The organism is Massilia agilis, assembly GCF_024756255.1.
Classification (GTDB): domain Bacteria; phylum Pseudomonadota; class Gammaproteobacteria; order Burkholderiales; family Burkholderiaceae_D; genus Telluria; species Telluria agilis.
In genome coordinates, this window is sequence record NZ_JANUHB010000001.1 from 1,388,338 (window position 1) to 1,406,338 (window position 18,001).

Consider the following 18,001-nt stretch of genomic DNA (forward strand, 5'->3'; position numbering starts at 1 on the left):
ATATGCATACCGGGGGTGCCTACTTCACCTTGATGGCGCTCTTCACGTTGGCCACCCCATCCACTTCCTTGGCCACCTTGACCGCCTTGTCCGCCTCGGCCTTGGAATCGACGAAGCCGCTCAGCATCACCACGCCCTTCTCGGTCTCGACGTGAATGGCCAGCGATTTGAGGTCCGGTTCCTTGAACAGGCTGGCCTTGACCTTGGTCGTGATAGCGGTGTCGGAAGCGGCGACCGCGGTCTTCTTGCCGGCCTCGCGCGTGTTGGCGGCGGCGGTGTCGGTGGCGCCGTCAGCTTTGTCGGCAACGGTAGCCGCGGTGTCGCGCGTCTTCTCGCCAGCCCGCTCCATCGCGTTTTCGGTCTTGTGCGCCGCAGTCGATGCGGCCTGGCGGGTCTTGTCGCCAGCGCGCTCCATCGTGTTCTCGGTCTTTTGCGCCGCAGTCGAGGCAACCTCGCGGCTCTTCTCGCCAGCCCTGTCCAAGGCGGTCTCGGTCTTCTGGGCGACGGTATGGGCCACCTCCTTGGTCTTTTCCACCGTGGCCTGTGCCAGCTCCTTCGTCTTCTCGGCGGCGGTGGAAGCGGCGCTGCGGGTCTTGTCGGCCGCAACCGCAGCCGCATCACGCGTGTCGGCGGCCGCGTTCTCGGTGTGCGCCGCAACCTCGTTGCCGGCCCGGGCCGCCGCCGTTGCCGGACCCGGCTTGGTCTGGACCAGGCAACCGGTGCGCGCGTCGCCGCCGGCTTGCTCGCACTTCTCCATGGCCTTCGATGCGTTGGCGTTGCCGGTGCCCGCGATCACGGTGCCGCCGCTGCCGCTGGCGCCGGATGCGCTCACGTCGCGGCCGCTCTTCGCATCGGCCAGCGCGGCCGTGTGGGTGGACTTGGCGTTGTTCAGGCAGCTGTCCTTGTCGGCCCCGCTCATCGCGCCGCACTTGGCCTTGGCCACCGCGTATTCGGCATCGGCCACCCGCTCGCGCGCCTTGGTGCGGCTTTCGCTGGTCTGGTTGTATTTGGCCAGCGCGTCGGACTCGGTGCGCGCTCGCGCCGCCTTCGCCTCGGCCATGCACACGTCCTTGTCATTGCCGCTCATGCCGTTGCACTTGGCGGCGGCAGCCTTGTACTCGGCGGCGGCCTTCTGGGTCACTGCACGATAGGTGGCCGGGTCGTGGTTGAGCGCGGCGGTGGGTGCGAATGCATGGCTGGAGCCGGCGGCAGTCGCCAGCAGGGCGGCGATGAGCGTTTTCATGTGGTGTCCCTTGCGTCCGTTGTTGTTAATACCATGATTTAACGCCTGTGCAACGGCGTCATCTGTGCGACATCGAACACTTGTCGAAAAAACCACCCGCCCGCTGTTACTCGTCGGTCAGCAAGCCCTTGCGCCACAGGGGCAGCGCGTCCTCGAACGGCTTGTCGGCGGCGCCGAACGCGTCGCCGTCGCGGGCCAGGTTCACCCAGGCGCGGGTATCGTGGCCGGCGCCGGACACCGGCTGGGTGGCGCGCACCGAGGCGAGCCAGCCGTAGATGCGGCCGTAGTCGCCGGGGTGGCTGTGCCGTATCCAGGCCAGCGCAACCAGGTCGGCGTAGCCCTCCTCGCGGCGGTTTTCACGGATCGCCCTGGCCTCGGCCAGCAGCGACTGGTCGGACGCGCTCTGCTCGCCAACCTCGACAAAGCCGGCCGGCAGCGCATGCCAGACGCCCTGTGCGTAGCGCCAGCAGTGCCCGATCTCGTGCGCAGCCATCGCTTCGATCAGTTCGGCGCGCGATGCCTCGGGCACGCTGCCCAGCACCGCCTCGGCGTCGGCATTGCCACGCAGGGACAGCACCAGCTTGCAGCGGCCGCCGTCGAACCCCATCGCCAGCGGCACGTCGCCCGCCTTTGCCTGCGGCTGAACGATGATGTCGATCGGGAGTTTCAGCTGTTGCGAATACGACAGGACCGGGGCGGCCGCGCGCAGCCAGCGGGTTTCCTGTTCGGTGAGGTCGGCGGCGGATGCAGCGTGAAATGCCAGCAGCATCGGAAGGAACGGGAGAAGCTTGCGCATCGCGAGGTTTCCGGAGGGGTGTTGAAATGCCTTAAGGCAATTCTACGGGCCGGAGAACCTGCTAAATGGAGAAAATTTTTCGCTGTGGCAAAGAAGGCAAAGGTGTCGGGATTGCACACAGCGCAGCGGCGCAAGCTCAGCATGGGTCCCGGCTTGCGCCGGGACGACATGGCGGTTATTTCAGGGAAGCGGCGGTGGTGAAGGCGGGGCGGATGTCGTTGGGGACATCCTTCATCTTGTCCAGCGCCTTTTGCACGTCCGGTCGGATGACGACGTACTTCTTCATCATCGCCTGGGCGCGGGCGTAGTCGCCGGTGGCTTCGATGGTCAGGAACTCGCGGTCGAGGTCGGCCACGGCCTGCTTGATCTTGCCAAGGTCGACCGAGAACGTGCCGTCGCCATGCGACACGAAGCCGCCGTGGTCGAGCAGGTAGTTCATCTGGATCGCCATGCCGCGCGCGTGCGAATCGGTCAGGCCGAAGTGCAGCGTGCGGAAAGCGGACGCCAGGAACGTGTTAAACAGTTTTCGCTCGGCCGCGGCGCCCTGCCCCAGCGTATCCTTCAGCTGGCCCTTGTCCATCATGTACGACAGCGCCCACAGGCCGGTGATGTCGGCCTTGGCCTCCTCGATGGTCGAGTAGGCGTCCTTCAGGTCCTGGCGCGGCGTCGATTCCTTGCCGCCGTTGCGCGTGATGTGCGGGCCCAGGCCGTGCGTGATCTCGTGCGCGAGGATGTGGGTGAAGAACGCGTCGAAGTCCAGGTCCTTCTGGTCTTGCGGTCGCAGCACCAGCTTCGTGATCGGGCGCAGCGTGGAGTCGAACTTCGCTTCCTGCACGTTCTTGAGCATCACGCGCTTGGAGCCGCGCTGGCTGATGATCCGTTCGTCGTTGGGCAGGTTGTAGGCGGCGGTCTGCACGCCCATGTTGCCGTCGCCGGCGCCATAGACCTCGTTCACCACCACCATCGGCGCCAGCGCGCCCACCTTCGGGTTGCGGTATTTTGCGTCGAGGGGCAGGTTGTCTTCCAGCTCCTGCATGTGCTTGCCGAAGAAGTTCAGCTTCTGCGTTTCCTTGGCGTCGCGGATGTTCACGTACGCCTCGAACGCGGCCTTGTAGCCGAACAGCTCGTCGTTGTAGGTCTCGTACGGGCCGATAGTCACGTCCACCGGCGAATCCAGGTCCATCCACGCAAAGTCCGAGGCCAGGTAGTCGTTGGACAGGAAGGCGTCCGCGCGCAGGTTCAGGAACTTCTTGAGCGAGGCGTTGCCGGTGGCGGCGGCCGCTTCACGCAGCAGCTTGGCCAGTTTTTCCAGCTCCGGCTTGTACTCGTCGGAGTACTTCACGGTCTTGAACTTGCCGTCGCTGCCCTTGCGTATCACGGTGTAGAACCACTGCGCCTGCTCCTTCTGGTCGGCGGGCAGCGCATTCATCCACGCTTCCAGTTCGTGCTTGGTCGCGCCTTCCGGGTAGAAGTTGGCGGCGGCCGGCTTGGTGGCGGGGATGCGGATGCCGGCGTACTCGGCGGGCATGAAGGACTTGTTGTCGTCGATGATCGACCACGGGCCTTTATTCAGCCAGAAGTAGTTGCGGCGCGCGGCGCCCAGTGGCGTCTTGTCCTTCTGGAGCGATGCCCACAGCGCCTCGTTGCCGGCCCAGCGCTGGCGCAGCTGCAGGGTGTCGACGATTTTGGCCGCTTCGATCAGCTTGGCGATCGCGACGCGGTCGCCGGCGGACAGCGCCGAGGTGTCGGCGCGCAGGTCGGTGGGCGAGAAGCGCTTGGCCATCGCGTTCAGCTGCGGCACGTCCGGGGTGGCCGGGGCGGTGGCGGCAAAGGCAGCGCTCATGGCGGCTGCCAGCATGACGGGGGCGAGAATTTTTTTCATGGGTCCCTGGGTTAAGGATTGCAACCGGTGCATTGTAATCCTAACCACACCCGCAAAACCGTCGTCCCGGCGAAGGCCGGGACCCATGCAGAGTATGCGGCTACGCGGCCTGTGAAGGCCTGGCAAGCGTTCTATGGGTCCCCGCCTGCGCGGGAACGACGGTTATTTGGCGGCGACTTGCGCGACGGCGGGCGAAGAAGCCTGCTGCGTCCAGCCACCGCCCAGCGCACGAGCAACCGCCACGGATGCGAGCAGCCGCTGGGTCGCGATCTGCACGCCGGCGCGATCGGCCGCCAGCGCGCTGCGCTGCGCATCGGTCACGTCCAGGTAGGTCGATACGCCACGCTCGTAACGCGCCTGCGCCACCACCAGCGCGCGATCGGCGGCCTGGCGCGCCTGCTCCTGTACCGCGCCCTGCTGCTGCCGCTGCTGCACGTCCGACAGCGCGTCTTCAACCTCGCGCAGCGCCGTCAGCAAGCGGCCCTGGTGGTTTGCCACCGCCTCGTCGTAGCGCGCCTTGGCCAGCGCCAGGTTGGCCTTGTTGCGGCCACCGTCGAACAGCGGCAGCGACAGCCCCAGCGGCCCGAACGAGAACATGCGCGAGTCGGCCATCGTGAGGTCGTGCAGGCTCTCGGAAGCAAAGCCATAACGCCCGGTCAGCGACACCGACGGATAGAAAGCGCCTTCGGCCACGCCGACCTGCGCATTGGATGCCTTGAGGCCCGCCACGCTGGCGGCCAGGTCCGGGCGCTGGCCAAGCACACTGGCCGGCAGGCCGACCGGAATCATCGGCGGCTGCGGCAGCTGGGCGCGCGGCGCGGCAGCCACCAGCGGCACGCTGGGCGAGACGCCCACCAGCACCGCCAGGCCGTGCTCGACCTGGTTGCGCTGGCGCCGCACCTCGTGCAGGTCAGCCTCGGCATTGGCACGTTCGACGCGGGCGCGCGAGACGTCCAGCTCATTGGTCAGGCCGGCGTTAAAGCGCGCTTCGACCAGCTGCTGCGCCTCGGTGCGTGCGGTCAGCGCGTCCTGCAGGATCGCCAGTTCCGCGTCCAGCCCGCGCAGCTGCCAGTAGGCGGTGGCCACCTGACCGGACAGCATGAGCATGACGCCGTCGCGGTCGTACTGGGCGGCCAGCGCCTGCGCGTCGGCCGCTTCCACCACGCGGCGCACGCGGCCCCACAAGTCGAGTTCCCACGACAGCGAACCATTGAAGGAATACTCGTTGCCGGAAATGGAGCGATGGCCCAGCGCGATGCCCTGCGCGGTCTGGGCCGAGGTGCGCGAATTGGCCACCGATGCGCCCACCGAGACCTGCGGCGCCTGGCCGGCGCGCGAGACGCCCAGCTGCGCCTGCGCCTGCAGCAGCCGCTGCGCGCTGGCCAGCACACTCGGGTTGTCGCGCAAGGCGCGCTGCTCGAGCGTGTTCAGCGTGTCGTCGCCGAACACGGTCCACCAGGCGGCCGGCAGGTGCGCGGCATCGCTTTGCGTTGCGGCGTGGCGCCATGCCGGGGTCTCGACTCCCTGCGGGGCGACGAAATCCTTGCCGACGGTGCCGCAGGCAGTCAGGGTGGCGGCGATTGCGAGTGCCAGGGTGCTGTGAACGAAAGGCTTGATCATTATTGGTCCTTCATTTTTGTGCCACGGCCGGCGCGGCAGGTTCGCGCGCCCAGCATGGGTCCCGGCCTGCGCCGGGACGACGTTCTCATGTTTTTAATGTGCGCCGGGGGCGCCGCCGGGCGACTTCACTTTGTCGGCAAACCAGATCACCGCAATGCAGCCGAGCAGCACCAGGCCGACGATCAGGAAGCTGTCGTTGTAGGCCATCACGTACGATTCGCGCCGCACCACGTTATCGACCACGCGCATGGCCTTGTTGGCCGCGTCCGCGGGGTCGATGCCGCTTGCGATGAAGTTCTGCGTCAGCCCGTCCAGGCGCTGCTGGGTCGCCAGCGAGTAGTCGGACACCGACTCGCCCAGCCGCGCAGAATGGAAGTGCTCGCGGTTGGTCAGTGCGGTGGCCAGCAGCGCGATGCCGATCGAGCCGCCGAGGTTGCGGGTCATGTTGAACAGGCTCGATGCGGACGGCATGTCCTGCGGCTTGATGCCTTGCATCGCGAAATTCGACAGGGTGAGCATCACGAACGGCTGGCCGATGGCGCGGATCACCTGCGACACGATCAACTGGTCATAGCCGGTGCTCGCATCCATGAACGCGTTCATCACGCACGAGCCGCCGAACATCGCCAGGCCGAACGAGCACATGATGCGGTTGTCCACGCGCGAAGACAGCGCCGCGGCGAACGGCATCACCAGCAGCTGCGGAAAGCCCATCCAGGCGATCACCTCGCCGATCTGCATGGGCGTGTAGTTGGCGATCTGGCCGAGGAACAGCGGCAGCAGGAACGACGAACCGTACAAGCCCATGCCGATCACCGCCGACAGCGCAGTCGCGACGAGGAAGTTGCGATGCCCGTACAGGCCCAGGTTCACGAACGGGTGCGGCCGCCAGAAGCTCACCGCCACCCAGCCGAGGATGCCGAAGATGGCCAGCGCGGCGAAGGTCAGGATGAACCCCGACTCGAACCAGTCCTTGCTGTTGCCCTCTTCCAGGAAGATCGTCAGGCTGGCCAGCCCCAGCGCCATCAGCGCAATGCCGAGCCAGTCCGCGTCCACCAGCTTGGACAGGTCGAGCGGTTCGCGGTCCATGCCCCACCACATGCCGGCCATGAGCAGCACGCCCGGCACCCAGTTGATGTAGAAGATCGACGGCCAGCCATACAGCTCGGTGAGGTAGCCGCCCAGGGTCGGCCCCATCGCCGGCGCCAGCGTGGCAGTCAGGCCGAACACGGCCAGGCCCACGGCGCGCTTGTTGGCGGGCAGGCGCGTCATCACCAGCGTCATGGCCATCGGGATCAGCGCGCCGCCGGTGAAGCCCTGCAGCATGCGGAACACGATCATGCTCGGCAGGTTCCAGGCCGCGCCGCACAGGGTCGAGAACAGCAGGAACAGCGCCGTGGTGCCGATCAGGTAGCGGCGCGCGCCGAACGCCAGCGTGAACAGCGCGGTCATCGGGATCACCACGATCTCGGCGCACAGGTAGGCGGTGGAGATCCACGAGCCCTCTTCCTGTGTGGCCGACAGCGCGCCCAGGATGTCCTTGAGCGACGAGTTGGTGATCTGGATGTCGAGCACCGCCATGAAGGCGCCCAGCATGCCTGCCGCGACCGCAATCCACGTGCGTGCCCCGACCTTGGTCCCGACCGGCGGTGCGCCGGGGACGGCCGTGTGCAGGCTCTTGGTCGAACTGGTCATGGACGTCCTTTAGTGCGCCGACTGCGAGGTCTGCTTGAGCGGCACTTCGGCCACCACCGACATGCCCGGCACCAGGCGCCCGGACAGGCGCTTCAGGTCCGCTTGCTCGAGCGTGATCTTGACCGGCACGCGCTGCACGATCTTGGTGAAGTTGCCGGTTGCGTTATCGGCCGGCAGCAGCGCGAACTGGTTGCCCGAGGCCGGCGAGAAGCTCTCCACGTGGCCGACCAGGTGCTGGCCCGGCAGCGCGTCCACTTCCAGGTTCACCGATTGGCCCGGCTGCAGGCCGGCCAGCTGGGTTTCCTTGAAGTTGGCGGTGACCCAGACGTTGTCTTCCACAACCGCGGCCAGCTGCTGGCCCGGCTGCACGCGGGCGCCCACTTCGACGCTGCGCTTGCCGATGCGCCCCGCCACCGGCGAGACGACCTTGTTGTAGCCGAGCTGCTGCTGCGCGTCCTTGAGCTGCGCCTGCAGCACCTTGACCTGGGCCTTGAGCACGTCGCGCCCGGCGCCGGCGGCGGCGATTTGCGCCTGCGCGGCAGCGGCGGTGTCGCGCCGTGCAGCCACGTCGGCGGCGGCGCTGGCACGGGCGGCGTTGGCGGCATCTACCTCAGCCTTGGACACGGCCTTGATCTGGTCGGTGTACAGCTGGCCGAAACGCTCGGCATCCTGCTTGGCGCGCAGCGCCTGGGCCTGGGCTTGCGCCACCTGGGCCTGCGCAGCCTGGGCCTGGGCGCGGGTTTGCGCCAGCTGGGCGTCGGACTGCGCGATCTGCTGCTGCACGCTGGCGATCTGCGCCTCGATCTGCTCGATGCGCACGCGCTGGTCAGCCGGGTCCAGCTCGGCGATCGGGTCGCCGGCCTTGACCACCTGGTTGTCTTCCACCAGCACGCGCGTGACCACGCCGGCAATGCGCGAGGACACCGGGTGCACGTGACCGGTGACATAGGCGTTGTCGGTCTCGACGTAATAATGGCTGCGGTACCACATGCGGCCGCCGGCGCCCAGCGCCACAAGCGCGATCAGGCCAACGATCACCAGCACGCGCTTGTTCGGCGGACTCTTGCCCGCCGGTGCCGGCGCGCCGGGCGCAGCCTGCGCTGCGGGCTGGACCGCGGATAAGTTCTTTTGCTCGCCTGCGGCTTGCGTTTGTGCCATGGAACGACTCCAGAAAATGAAATGGTTTCGGCGCATTATTGGACATCCCGAACCGAAAGTCAAGAAATGAAACGATTGCATTTCATTCCTAATTGATCTAAAGTGCGGCCATGAGCAAACCAACGCAAGATTGCAGCAACGCTTGCATCAAGGCCGCAGGCCGGCCCAAGGCAGCCGAGGTCGAGGCGCGCATGCACGACCTCATCGAGACGGCGGGCGCGCTGTTCCTCAGCCAGGGGTACACCAAGGTCAGCCTGGAAGCGATTGCACGCGAGGCGCACGTAGCCGTGCGCACTATTTACGTCAAGTTCGGCGGCAAGGCCGGGCTGTTGAACGCCGTCATCCAGTCCCGCCGCGACCGCTTCTTCAACGTGCGCGACATGGCGACGGACACCCGCCCTTTCAAGGAGATCGTGGACGACTTCGGGCGCCACTTCCTGGCCCTGCTGTGGGCGCCGGAAGCATTGTGCATGCAGCGCGTGATCATCGCCGAGGCCGCGACCAACCCGGAGCTGGCCGAGACGTTCGAGAACGCCGGCCCCAAGCCGACCCGCGAAATGCTGAGCCGCTTCTTCGCGCGTCCCGACATCCGCGCCCAGTTGCGGCCCGACCTGCCGTTCGACGCGCTGCCGACCTTTTTGCTGAACTGCGTCGCCGGCGACTTGCTGATGCGCTTTATGTCGCCGCAACCGAAACAGTCGCCAGAAGAAATGCAGCGCGCCCTGGACGAGCGCTTGTCGCTGTTCTACCGGGCCGTGCTGAAAGAAAGCTGAGATCTCTCGACGGTCAATGTTAGTCATCGCACCGACCAGCAGGGACCGGCGCGGCATCCTGAAGACCTTTACAGGAGGATGTCATGGACAACAAGATCAAGGCGGGGCGCCGCGGGGAGGCTGCATGAGCAAGTCGGCCCGCTACGAATGGCGCGACCAGCAGGCCGCGCTGCATGAGCGCATGAAAGGGTTCCTGGAAAATCCAGGCAAGGAACAACTCGACGCCGTGGTGGCCGAAATGCGGGCCTATGCCGCAGCCGCGCAGTCGGGCAACATCGAAATTCCGCAGCGCTTCGTCAGTTTCAACTGATCGCGCCCAAGCGCAACAACCATGCCGCCCCGCGCTTCGCCGGGCGGCATTTTTTACGCGAGCTCATATCTATGTGGGAACGAGCTGAATACGGGTTCCCTTCAACCGCTCCAACTGAGTATTTTCGCTAGCGGCTACGCGACAAGGATCTACGCGGATGACATGTAATAGACCTTCACCCGAAGGACTTTAGACATGATCTGACGCGAAGCAGCTCATAAAAGAAGTTTGCCCGTTTGCCGACTAAACGCCTCCCGGCTACAGCCCGCGAGATGCAATCTGTCGCACCAAGACCCCATATCCTCCCCGCAGCACTCCCCCACAAATAGAAGAGCCACTGTTCCAAGACCCGAAAGTTCAACTACCGACAGTTGCGCAAAAGATATTTATAGTGCACTATTAATCACAATTGGGGGCAGTTAACCGTAGACGTACTCTCCTGAAAGAATAAAGCGATGCCGCAAAATGTTGAGCAATACAACGAAATCGGTTTTATAAAATACTCTGGCACTTCTTTCTCTTCTGGTGTTATCGATGCGGGCAGCGCAGGGTCCGCATTGACCAGCCTAGATCAGGCAATACGTTATTTTAACATCCAGCAATCGCCGGATTTTGCTTCGCTTCGGTACGACGTGCCCGTTCTAACAAGAGCTGGTTCGTGGGAAGCGGTATTGCTAGCAAGTTCAGCCGTCGCCGGCGCTTTTACCTTGGGTTATGCGAAGAAGGCTGGAGAGAAACTCGCCGAGAATGATTTTAAAGACATCGGGTTAAAACACGCTCTCTCCAAATCGATGTCTGCAATGCAAACCGTCGTGCGGCTCATAAAGCTGACGAAGCATCCCAAGCCGTGGGAGCTAGCGAGAATCGAGCCAACGCTTGGTACGGACGCGGTTGTTGTCGAGACCGCGCAAGGTGATAACGTTGAAATTCCCATGGAGTTTCATCGTTGGTACCGAAGCATGCCGCCGCGTCTATTGGTAGGCATGACGTCTGTGGTACGTAAAGATCAACTTCTGACGATTGGAGCCGTCCAAGGCGAGCGCATTGATTCGGTAACGATAACCGCTACTGAAAAATCACTGTTTGACCCGACTGAGCAAAATGACCTCTCGGACGAAGTTCTTTTTCCCGAGCTCGTGCACGGAATGCGCATATCAATACAAGGCCGGCTGATCAGAGGTAGTGAAGCCTCAAATTCGCTCGGCTTAGAACACAAGGGACACGTGATCAATTGCGTACCGGCAGCCGGCAGCGTGCGGCAATTCAAGCCTGCTCTGTTTCTTCAGTGTGCGGTCGAGGGCCGCATAACGCGTCACAACAAGAATCGCTTTGTTGCTGAGAGACGCCCCACAATTATTATCGATCGAGTTACCCCGCTTGAAGTCGATCCTCAGAGCGACCTGTTCGATCTTTGATCCGAAATGCACGCTCTCCTACCGGCAACGTATCAGCCCTCATCCCTAAACACCCGCTGACCTCTTCGCCAACGCCGCGAGGTCCAGCTCCCCTTCCCCCTGTTGCACCGCCCGCTGCAGGTTGTCCCGCACCGCCTGCCCCGCCGCCAGTCGCACGCCCTTGTCGCGCCCGGCATCGAGCGCCAGGTTCACGTCCTTCAGGCCCAGCGCCAGCTTGAACCCGGCCGGGCTGTAGCGCTCCTGCGCGATCATGCCGCCATAGCCCTTGTACACGGGCGAGCCGGCAAACAGCGTGCTGGCCAGCAGGTCCAGGAAATCGGCGGGCGCGATGCCGTACGCCCGCGCCAGCGCGGACGATTCGCCCATCGCCTCGACCGCCAGCGCCAGCGTCAGATTGGCGCCCAGCTTGACCGCATTAGCCTGCTCGGGCAGATCGCCAAACGGCCAGGTCTTCTGCCCCATCAGGTCAAAATAAGGCTGCACGCGCTTGACCAGGTCGATCGGCCCGCCGGCGAGGATGTTCAGCTTGCCGGCCGCCGCCACATCGGAGCGGCCGAGCACCGGCGCGGCCAGGTAGCCGATACCTTTCTCCGCATGCACCCGCGCCATCTCGCGTGCGAACTCGACCGAGACCGTGGCCATGTTCACATGCACGCTGCCGGGAGCCAGCGCATCGAACACGCCATCGTCGTACAGCACCGCGCGCACGGCTGCGTCGTCGGACAGCATGGTGAACAACACGTCCACCCTGCCCGCGTCCGAAGCATTCGCGGCGCGCTGCGCGCCCTTGTCCACCAGTTCCTGCACCGGGCCGGGATTGCGGTTCCATACCACCAGCGGCTCGCCCGCCTTCAAGAGGTTCGCCGCCATGCCCCGGCCCATTGCGCCCAAGCCGATAAATCCGATTGTCATCTTTGACCTCCGCGTTTCGTCTGACAGGATTAGACCAGCAATCTGGTACTGTTGTCGCCATCATCTTGGGGAGCGTTTGGGTACGCGCCCCAAAAAAAACCGGGGCACGCGGCCCCGGTCTCGTCTGCAACTGTGGAACGCTCAGCGCTTGCGCGGCGGCGGCAGGTCGGTGCAGACGCCTTCGAAGGCTTCCGCCGCCATGCCGATCGACTCGCCGAGCGTCGGGTGCGGGTGGATGGTCTTGCCGATGTCCACCGCGTCCGCGCCCATCTCGATCGCCAGCGCGATCTCGCCGATCATGTCGCCCGCGTTCGGGCCCACGATCGCGCCGCCAATGATGCGGTGCGTCTCGCTGTCGAACAGCAGCTTGGTGAAGCCCTCGGTGCGGTCGTTCGCAGTCGCGCGGCCGCTCGCGGCCCACGGGAAATGGCCCTTCTCGACCGCGATGCCCTTGGCCTTGGCTTCGTCCTCGGTCACGCCCACCCATGCCACTTCCGGATCGGTATAGGCCACGGACGGGATCACCTTGGCGTCGAAGAAGGCCTTCTCGCCATGCGCCGCCTCGGCTGCCACGTGCGCTTCATGCACCGCTTTGTGCGCCAGCATCGGCTGGCCGATCACGTCGCCAATGGCGTAAATGTGCGGCACATTGGTACGCATCTGGCCATCGACCGGGATGAAGCCACGGTCGGTGACGGCCACGCCAGCTTTGTCCGCAGCGATCTTCTTGCCGTTCGGGCTGCGGCCCACGGCCACCAGCACCATGTCGTACAGCTGCGGTTCCGGCGCAGTGCCGCCTGCTTCTGCCGACTCGAACGTGACCTTGATGCCTTCGGCCAGCGCTTCCACGCCCACCGTCTTGGTCTTGGTCATGATGCGGTCGAAGCGGTACTCGTTACGCTTCTGCCAGACCTTGACCGCGTCGCGGTCCGCGCCCTGCATCAGGCCGTCCATCATCTCGACCACGTCGATGCGCGCACCAAGGGTGGAGTACACGGTGGCCATCTCCAGGCCGATGATGCCGCCGCCGATGACCAGCATCTTCTTGGGCACCTGGCGCAGCTCGAGCGCACCGGTCGAATCGACGATGCGCGGGTCTTCCGGCACGAACGGCAGCTTCACCACCGACGAGCCGCAAGCGATGATCGCCTTCTGGAACTGCACCACCTTCTTGCCACCGTCAGCGCCGGTCACTTCGAGGTGGTTGGGGCTGACGAACTGGCCCACGCCCTGCACCACGTTGACCTTGCGCGCCTTGGCCATGCCGGCCAGGCCGCCTGTCATCTTCTTGATGACGCTGTCCTTGTAGCCACGCAGCTTGTCGATGTCGATTTGCGGCTTGGCGAAGGTGACGCCATGGTCGGCCATGTGCGCGGTCTCGTCGATCACAGCGGCCACGTGCAGCAGCGCCTTGGACGGGATGCAGCCCACGTTCAGGCACACGCCGCCCAGCGTCGCGTACTTCTCGACCAGCACGGTGTCCATGCCCAGGTCGGCGGAACGGAACGCGGCCGAATAGCCGCCCGGGCCTGCGCCCAGCACCAGCATCTCGCATTGCACGTCCACGTTGCCGCTGTAGCTCGACGCCGCCGGAGCGGGCGCCGCAGCCGGCGCCGCCGGCGCGGCCGGCGCCTGCGACTGCGTCGGGGCGGCGGCTGCGGTTGCGGCCGGCGCTGCCGGAGCAGCGGCGGCGCCTGCGGCCTCGTCCAGGGTCAGCAGGAGCGAACCCTCGTTGACCTTGTCGCCCACCTTGATCTTCAGCTCCTTGACTACGCCCGCATGGCTGGACGGGATCTCCATGCTGGCCTTGTCCGATTCGACGGTCGCCAGCGACTGGTCCACGCTGACGGTGTCGCCCGGCTTGACCAGCACCTCGATGACTTCGACGTCCTTGAAATCGCCGATATTCGGGACTTTGACTTCAACTGTACTCATCAAGCGCTCCTTACAGCAGGGTCTTGCGCAGGTCGGCCAGCACTTCGGCCAGGTAGGCGGTGAAGCGCGCGGCGCCGGCGCCGTCGATCACGCGGTGGTCGTACGACAGCGACAGCGGCAGCATCAGGCGCGGCTGGAAGGCCGAACCGTCCCACACCGGCTTGATCGACGACTTGGACAGGCCCAGGATGGCCACTTCCGGCGCGTTGATGATCGGCGTGAACGCGGTGCCGCCGATGCCGCCCAGCGACGAGATCGTGAAGGTCGCGCCCTGCATCGCGGTCGGGGCCAGCTTGCCTTCGCGCGCCTGCGCGGACAGCTCGGTCATCTCGGCGGCGATCTGCGAGATCGACTTCTTGTCCGCGTCCTTGACCACCGGGACCACCAGGCCGTTCGGCGTGTCGGCCGCAAAGCCGATGTTGTAGTACTGCTTGACGATCAGGTTGGCGCCGGCCTCGTCGAGCGACGCGTTGAACTGCGGGTACTTCTTGAGCGCCGCGACGCTGGCCTTGATCACGAACGCCAGCATGGTCAGCTTGGTCGCCTGCTTGGCCTTGGCGTAGGCGGCGTTGGAGTCGACGCGGAACTGCTCCAGGTCGGTCACGTCGGCTTCGTCGAACTGCGTCACGTGCGGGATCATCACCCAGTTGCGGTGCAGGTTCGGGCCGCTGATCTTCTTGATGCGCGAGAGCGGCACCAGTTCGGTCGGGCCGAACTTGGAGAAGTCCAGCGACGGCCACGGCAGCAGGCTCAGGCCGCCCACGCCTGCGCCGGCGGCGGCTGGTGCCGCGCCCGGCACGGCGGCGCCGGCCATGATGCCCTTGACGAAGTTCTGCACGTCCTGCTGGGTGATGCGGCCTTTCGGACCGCTGCCCGGCACGCGGGTCAGGTCCACGCCCAGCTCGCGGGCGAACTTGCGGATCGACGGCGAGGCGTGCGCCTTGCCTGCCGGCGCAGTGGCAACCGGCGCGGCAGCGGCGGGGGCAGCGGAAACCGGCGCCGGTGCCGCGGTCGGCGCCGGGGTGGCGGCAGGCGCCGGTGCTGCGGCTGCGGGAGCAGCTGCTGCCGGTGCGGGCGCTGCGGCCTGCTCCGCCGGCGCGGCCGCGCCTTCGGCGGCTTCGACCATCAGGACCACGTCGCCCTGGTTGATCTTGTCGCCGACCTTGACCTTCAATTCCTTCACGACGCCGGCATGGCTGGAGGGGATCTCCATGCTGGCCTTGTCCGACTCCACCGTGATCAGCGACTGGTCGACCTTGATCGTGTCGCCAGGCTTGACCATCAGTTCGATCACTTCAACGTCCTTGAAGTCGCCAATGTCCGGGACTTTGACTTCAACAATGCTCATGTTTTTTAGCTCCGTATTTTTGATCAGCTAAGGGTGCCACTAGTGTTACCGTTTGAGTCAATCGTCATCCCCGCGCAGGCGGGGATCCATAGTGCGCTGGCTACTCAAGCTCAGCATGGGTTCCCGCCTTCGCGGGAACGACGTCGGTTACGCTAACGTTAGCCCTTGAGCATTATTGGGTCACCGGATTCGGCTTGTTCGGGTTGATGCCGTACTTGGTGATCGCCTGCTGCACCACCGACGTCGAGATCACGCCGTCGTCGGCCAGCGACTTCAGTGCCGCAACCGTGATGTAGTAGCGGTTCACCTCGAAGAACTCGCGCAGCTTGGCGCGCGAATCCGAGCGGCCGAAGCCGTCGGTGCCGAGCACCTTGTAGTTGCGGCCCTTCGGCATATACGCGCGGATCTGCTCGGCGAACAGGCGCATGTAGTCGGTGGTGGCCACGATCGGGCCGGCCGTACCCTGCAGTTGCTGGGTCACGTAAGGCACGCGCTGTTCTTCGTTCGGGTTGACCATGTTCCAGCGGTCGGCGTCCTGGCCGTCGCGCGCCAGCAGCGTGAACGACGGGCACGACCAGATGTCGGCCGCGATACCCCAGTCGTTCTTGAGCAGTTCAGCGGCGAAAATCGACTCGCGCAGGATCGTGCCCGAGCCCATCAGCTGCACGCGGTGCTTGGCGGCCTTGTCGCCTTCCTGGAGCAGGTACATGCCCTTGAGGATGCCCTCTTCGGTGCCCGGCTTGAGGCCCGGCTGCTCGTAGTTCTCGTTCATGATCGTGATGTAGTAGAACACGTCTTCCTGTTCTGCCACCATGCGGCGCAGGCCGTCATGGATGATCACGCCGATTTCGTGCGCAAAGGTCGGGTCGTACGGCAGGCAGTTCGGGATGGTCGCCGCGATCACGTGGCTGTGGCCGTCCTCGTGCTGCAGGCCTTCGCCGTTCAGCGTGGTGCGCCCTGCCGTGCCGCCCATCAGGAAGCCGCGGGCGCGGATGTCGCCAGCCAGCCAGACCAGGTCGCCCACGCGCTGCAGGCCGAACATCGAGTAGTACGTGTAGAACGGCACCATGATGCGGTTGTTCGACGAGTACGAGGTCGCTGCCGCGAGCCACGAGCACATGCCGCCCGCTTCGTTGATACCCTCTTGCAGGATCTGGCCCGCCTTGTCCTCGCGGTAGTACATCACCTGGTCCTTGTCGACCGGCTCGTACAACTGGCCCTGCTGGCTGAAGATACCGATCTGGCGGAACAGGCCTTCCATGCCGAAGGTACGCGATTCGTCGACCAGGATCGGCACCACGCGCTTGCCCAGCGCCTGGTCTTTCAGCAGGGTCGAGATCACGCGCACATAGGCCTGGGTGGTCGAGATTTCGCGGCCGGCGGCGGTCGGGTCGAGCACGGCCTTGAAGGCGTCCAGCGGCGGCACGGGCAGCTTTTCGTCAGCCTCGGTACGGCGCTGCGGCAGGTAGCCGCCCAGTGCCTTGCGGCGCTCGTGCAGGTACTGCATTTCGGGCGCGTCGTCGGCCGGCTTGAAGAACGGGATTTCCTTCAGCTTGTCGTCCGGGATGGGGATGTTGAAGCGGTCGCGCATTTCGCGGACCGCCTCGTCGTCCAGCTTCTTGGTCTGGTGCGCGGTGTTGCGCGCCTCGCCCGAGCGGCCCATGCCGAAGCCCTTGACGGTCTTGGCCAGGATGACGGTCGGGGTGCCCTTGTTGTCCTGCGCCTTCTTGAAAGCGGCGTAGATCTTGTGCGGATCGTGGCCGCCGCGGGTCAGGCGCCAGATGTCGTCGTCGCTCATGTTGGCGACCATCTCCAGCAGCTTGGGATGCTTGCCGAAGAAGTGCTTGCGCACGTAGGCGCCATCCTTGGCCTTGTAGTTCTGGTATTCGCCGTCCACGGTTTCCATCATCACGCGCATCAGGATGCCGTCCTTGTCCTTGGCCAGCAGCGGGTCCCAGTTCGAGCCCCAGATGACCTTGACGACGTTCCAGCCGGCGCCGCGGAAGTCCGCTTCCAGTTCCTGGATGATCTTGCCGTTGCCGCGCACCGGGCCGTCCAGGCGCTGCAGGTTGCAGTTGACGACCATGACCAGGTTGTCCAGCTGCTCGCGCGCGGCCATGCCGATCGCGCCCATCGATTCCGGCTCGTCCATCTCGCCGTCGCCGCAGAACACCCAGACCTTGCGGCCTTCGGTGTTGGCGATGCCGCGCGCGTGCAGGTACTTCAGGAAGCGCGCCTGGTAGATCGCCATCAAGGGGCCCAGGCCCATCGACACGGTCGGGAACTGCCAGAAGGTCGGCATCAGTTTCGGGTGCGGGTACGAAGACAGGCCATGGCCGTCCACCTCGCGGCGGAAGTTGAGCAGCTGCTCTTCGGTCAGGCGCCCTTCCAGGAAGGCGCGCGCGTAGATGCCCGGCGAGCTGTGACCCTGCAGGTACAGCAGGTCGCCGCCATGCTCTTCGGTCGGGGCGTGCCAGAAGTGGTTAAAGCCAATGCCCAGCATGTTCGCCAGCGACGCGAACGAGGCCAGGTGGCCGCCCAGGTCGCCGTCGGCGCGGTTGGCCTTGACCACCATTGCCATCGCGTTCCAGCGCATCCACGAACGCAGGCGCTCTTCATACTCCAGGTTGCCCGGGCAGTGCTCTTCCAGGTGCGCCGGGATCGTGTTGACGTAGGCGGTATTGCTGGAGAACGGGATCAATGCCCCGCGACGGCGCGCCAGGTCAACCAGACGCTCCATCAGGTAGTGGGCGCGCTCCGGCCCTTCGTTTTCAAGGACCGATTCCAGTGCGTCGAGCCATTCGTGGGTCTCGAGCGAATCCGGGTCGTTGGCGGCTAGCGCCGTCAACTGGTCGAGTTGAGCTGACATTGATGCGTCTCCTAGAGTTGGCGCCCCACCCGATCCGTGGTTGGC

The 18,001-nt window shown here is 65.1% G+C and carries 13 protein-coding genes; 3 read left to right on the forward strand and 10 right to left on the reverse strand.

All coding sequences use genetic code 11. The features are described from left to right. Positions 1-19: 19 nt before the first annotated feature. The 6 genes from NX774_RS06310 to NX774_RS06335 form a co-directional block, all read right to left on the reverse strand. Entirely contained in the window at positions 20-1,243 is a 1,224-nt protein-coding gene (locus NX774_RS06310; protein WP_258821299.1) for a BON domain-containing protein, read from the reverse strand. Positions 1,244-1,349: 106 nt separating this feature from the next. Next, a complete protein-coding gene (locus NX774_RS06315) occupies positions 1,350-2,039 on the reverse strand; it encodes a hypothetical protein (RefSeq protein ID WP_258821300.1) in 690 nt (229 codons plus the stop codon). A 175-nt stretch (positions 2,040-2,214) separates the two neighbouring features. Beyond that, complete coding sequence (locus tag NX774_RS06320) at positions 2,215-3,921, reverse strand: DUF8614 domain-containing protein (protein ID WP_258821301.1); 1,707 nt, start codon at positions 3,919-3,921, stop codon at positions 2,215-2,217. Between the two features lie 162 nt (positions 3,922-4,083). Beyond that, positions 4,084-5,541: an efflux transporter outer membrane subunit gene (locus NX774_RS06325; RefSeq protein WP_258821302.1), complete on the reverse strand. Its 1,458-nt coding sequence runs from the start codon at positions 5,539-5,541 to the stop codon at positions 4,084-4,086. A 93-nt stretch (positions 5,542-5,634) separates the two neighbouring features. Beyond that, positions 5,635-7,236, reverse strand: coding sequence for a DHA2 family efflux MFS transporter permease subunit (locus NX774_RS06330; RefSeq protein ID WP_258821303.1), 1,602 nt, complete (start codon positions 7,234-7,236; stop codon positions 5,635-5,637). A 9-nt stretch (positions 7,237-7,245) separates the two neighbouring features. Then, positions 7,246-8,394: an HlyD family secretion protein gene (locus tag NX774_RS06335; RefSeq protein ID WP_258821304.1), complete on the reverse strand. Its 1,149-nt coding sequence runs from the start codon at positions 8,392-8,394 to the stop codon at positions 7,246-7,248. Positions 8,395-8,504: 110 nt separating this feature from the next. Here NX774_RS06335 and NX774_RS06340 point away from each other — a divergent pair, with 110 nt between their 5' ends. The 3 genes from NX774_RS06340 to NX774_RS06350 all read left to right on the forward strand — a co-directional run bounded on the left by NX774_RS06340 (position 8,505) and on the right by NX774_RS06350 (position 10,892). Continuing rightward, entirely contained in the window at positions 8,505-9,167 is a 663-nt protein-coding gene (locus NX774_RS06340; protein WP_258821305.1) for a TetR/AcrR family transcriptional regulator, read from the forward strand. A gap of 124 nt (positions 9,168-9,291) precedes the next feature. Beyond that, positions 9,292-9,477 carry a hypothetical protein gene (locus tag NX774_RS06345; protein WP_258821306.1) on the forward strand — a complete coding sequence of 62 codons (186 nt, stop codon included), beginning with the start codon at positions 9,292-9,294 and terminating at the stop codon, positions 9,475-9,477. Positions 9,478-9,932: 455 nt separating this feature from the next. Beyond that, complete coding sequence (locus NX774_RS06350) at positions 9,933-10,892, forward strand: hypothetical protein (protein ID WP_258821307.1); 960 nt, start codon at positions 9,933-9,935, stop codon at positions 10,890-10,892. 45 nt (positions 10,893-10,937) lie between these two features. On the opposite strand, the gene NX774_RS06355 is transcribed toward NX774_RS06350, so the two are convergent. The 4 genes from NX774_RS06355 to aceE form a co-directional block, all read right to left on the reverse strand. Then, positions 10,938-11,804: an NAD(P)-dependent oxidoreductase gene (locus tag NX774_RS06355; protein WP_258821308.1), complete on the reverse strand. Its 867-nt coding sequence runs from the start codon at positions 11,802-11,804 to the stop codon at positions 10,938-10,940. Between the two features lie 141 nt (positions 11,805-11,945). After that, entirely contained in the window at positions 11,946-13,739 is a 1,794-nt protein-coding gene (gene lpdA, locus NX774_RS06360; protein ID WP_258821309.1) for a dihydrolipoyl dehydrogenase, read from the reverse strand. A gap of 10 nt (positions 13,740-13,749) precedes the next feature. Beyond that, on the reverse strand, positions 13,750-15,087 hold the full coding sequence (gene aceF / locus NX774_RS06365) for a dihydrolipoyllysine-residue acetyltransferase (protein ID WP_258821310.1): 1,338 nt from the start codon (positions 15,085-15,087) through the stop codon (positions 13,750-13,752). 172 nt (positions 15,088-15,259) lie between these two features. Beyond that, complete coding sequence (gene aceE / locus NX774_RS06370; RefSeq protein ID WP_258821311.1) at positions 15,260-17,956, reverse strand: pyruvate dehydrogenase (acetyl-transferring), homodimeric type; 2,697 nt, start codon at positions 17,954-17,956, stop codon at positions 15,260-15,262. Between the last annotated feature and the right edge of the window lie 45 nt (positions 17,957-18,001).

Excerpts from the sequence above, each read along its gene's own strand:
- NX774_RS06310 (WP_258821299.1), bottom strand. The coding sequence starts at position 1,243 with ATGAAAACGCTCATCGCCGCCCTGCTGGCGACTGCCGCCGGCTCCAGC.
- NX774_RS06315 (WP_258821300.1), bottom strand. The coding sequence starts at position 2,039 with ATGCGCAAGCTTCTCCCGTTCCTTCCGATGCTGCTGGCATTTCACGCT.
- NX774_RS06320 (WP_258821301.1), bottom strand. The coding sequence starts at position 3,921 with ATGAAAAAAATTCTCGCCCCCGTCATGCTGGCAGCCGCCATGAGCGCT.
- NX774_RS06325 (WP_258821302.1), bottom strand. The coding sequence starts at position 5,541 with ATGATCAAGCCTTTCGTTCACAGCACCCTGGCACTCGCAATCGCCGCC.
- NX774_RS06330 (WP_258821303.1), bottom strand. The coding sequence starts at position 7,236 with ATGACCAGTTCGACCAAGAGCCTGCACACGGCCGTCCCCGGCGCACCG.
- NX774_RS06335 (WP_258821304.1), bottom strand. The coding sequence starts at position 8,394 with ATGGCACAAACGCAAGCCGCAGGCGAGCAAAAGAACTTATCCGCGGTC.
- NX774_RS06340 (WP_258821305.1), top strand. The coding sequence starts at position 8,505 with ATGAGCAAACCAACGCAAGATTGCAGCAACGCTTGCATCAAGGCCGCA.
- NX774_RS06345 (WP_258821306.1), top strand. The coding sequence starts at position 9,292 with ATGAGCAAGTCGGCCCGCTACGAATGGCGCGACCAGCAGGCCGCGCTG.
- NX774_RS06350 (WP_258821307.1), top strand. The coding sequence starts at position 9,933 with ATGCCGCAAAATGTTGAGCAATACAACGAAATCGGTTTTATAAAATAC.
- NX774_RS06355 (WP_258821308.1), bottom strand. The coding sequence starts at position 11,804 with ATGACAATCGGATTTATCGGCTTGGGCGCAATGGGCCGGGGCATGGCG.
- lpdA (WP_258821309.1), bottom strand. The coding sequence starts at position 13,739 with ATGAGTACAGTTGAAGTCAAAGTCCCGAATATCGGCGATTTCAAGGAC.
- aceF (WP_258821310.1), bottom strand. The coding sequence starts at position 15,087 with ATGAGCATTGTTGAAGTCAAAGTCCCGGACATTGGCGACTTCAAGGAC.
- aceE (WP_258821311.1), bottom strand. The coding sequence starts at position 17,956 with ATGTCAGCTCAACTCGACCAGTTGACGGCGCTAGCCGCCAACGACCCG.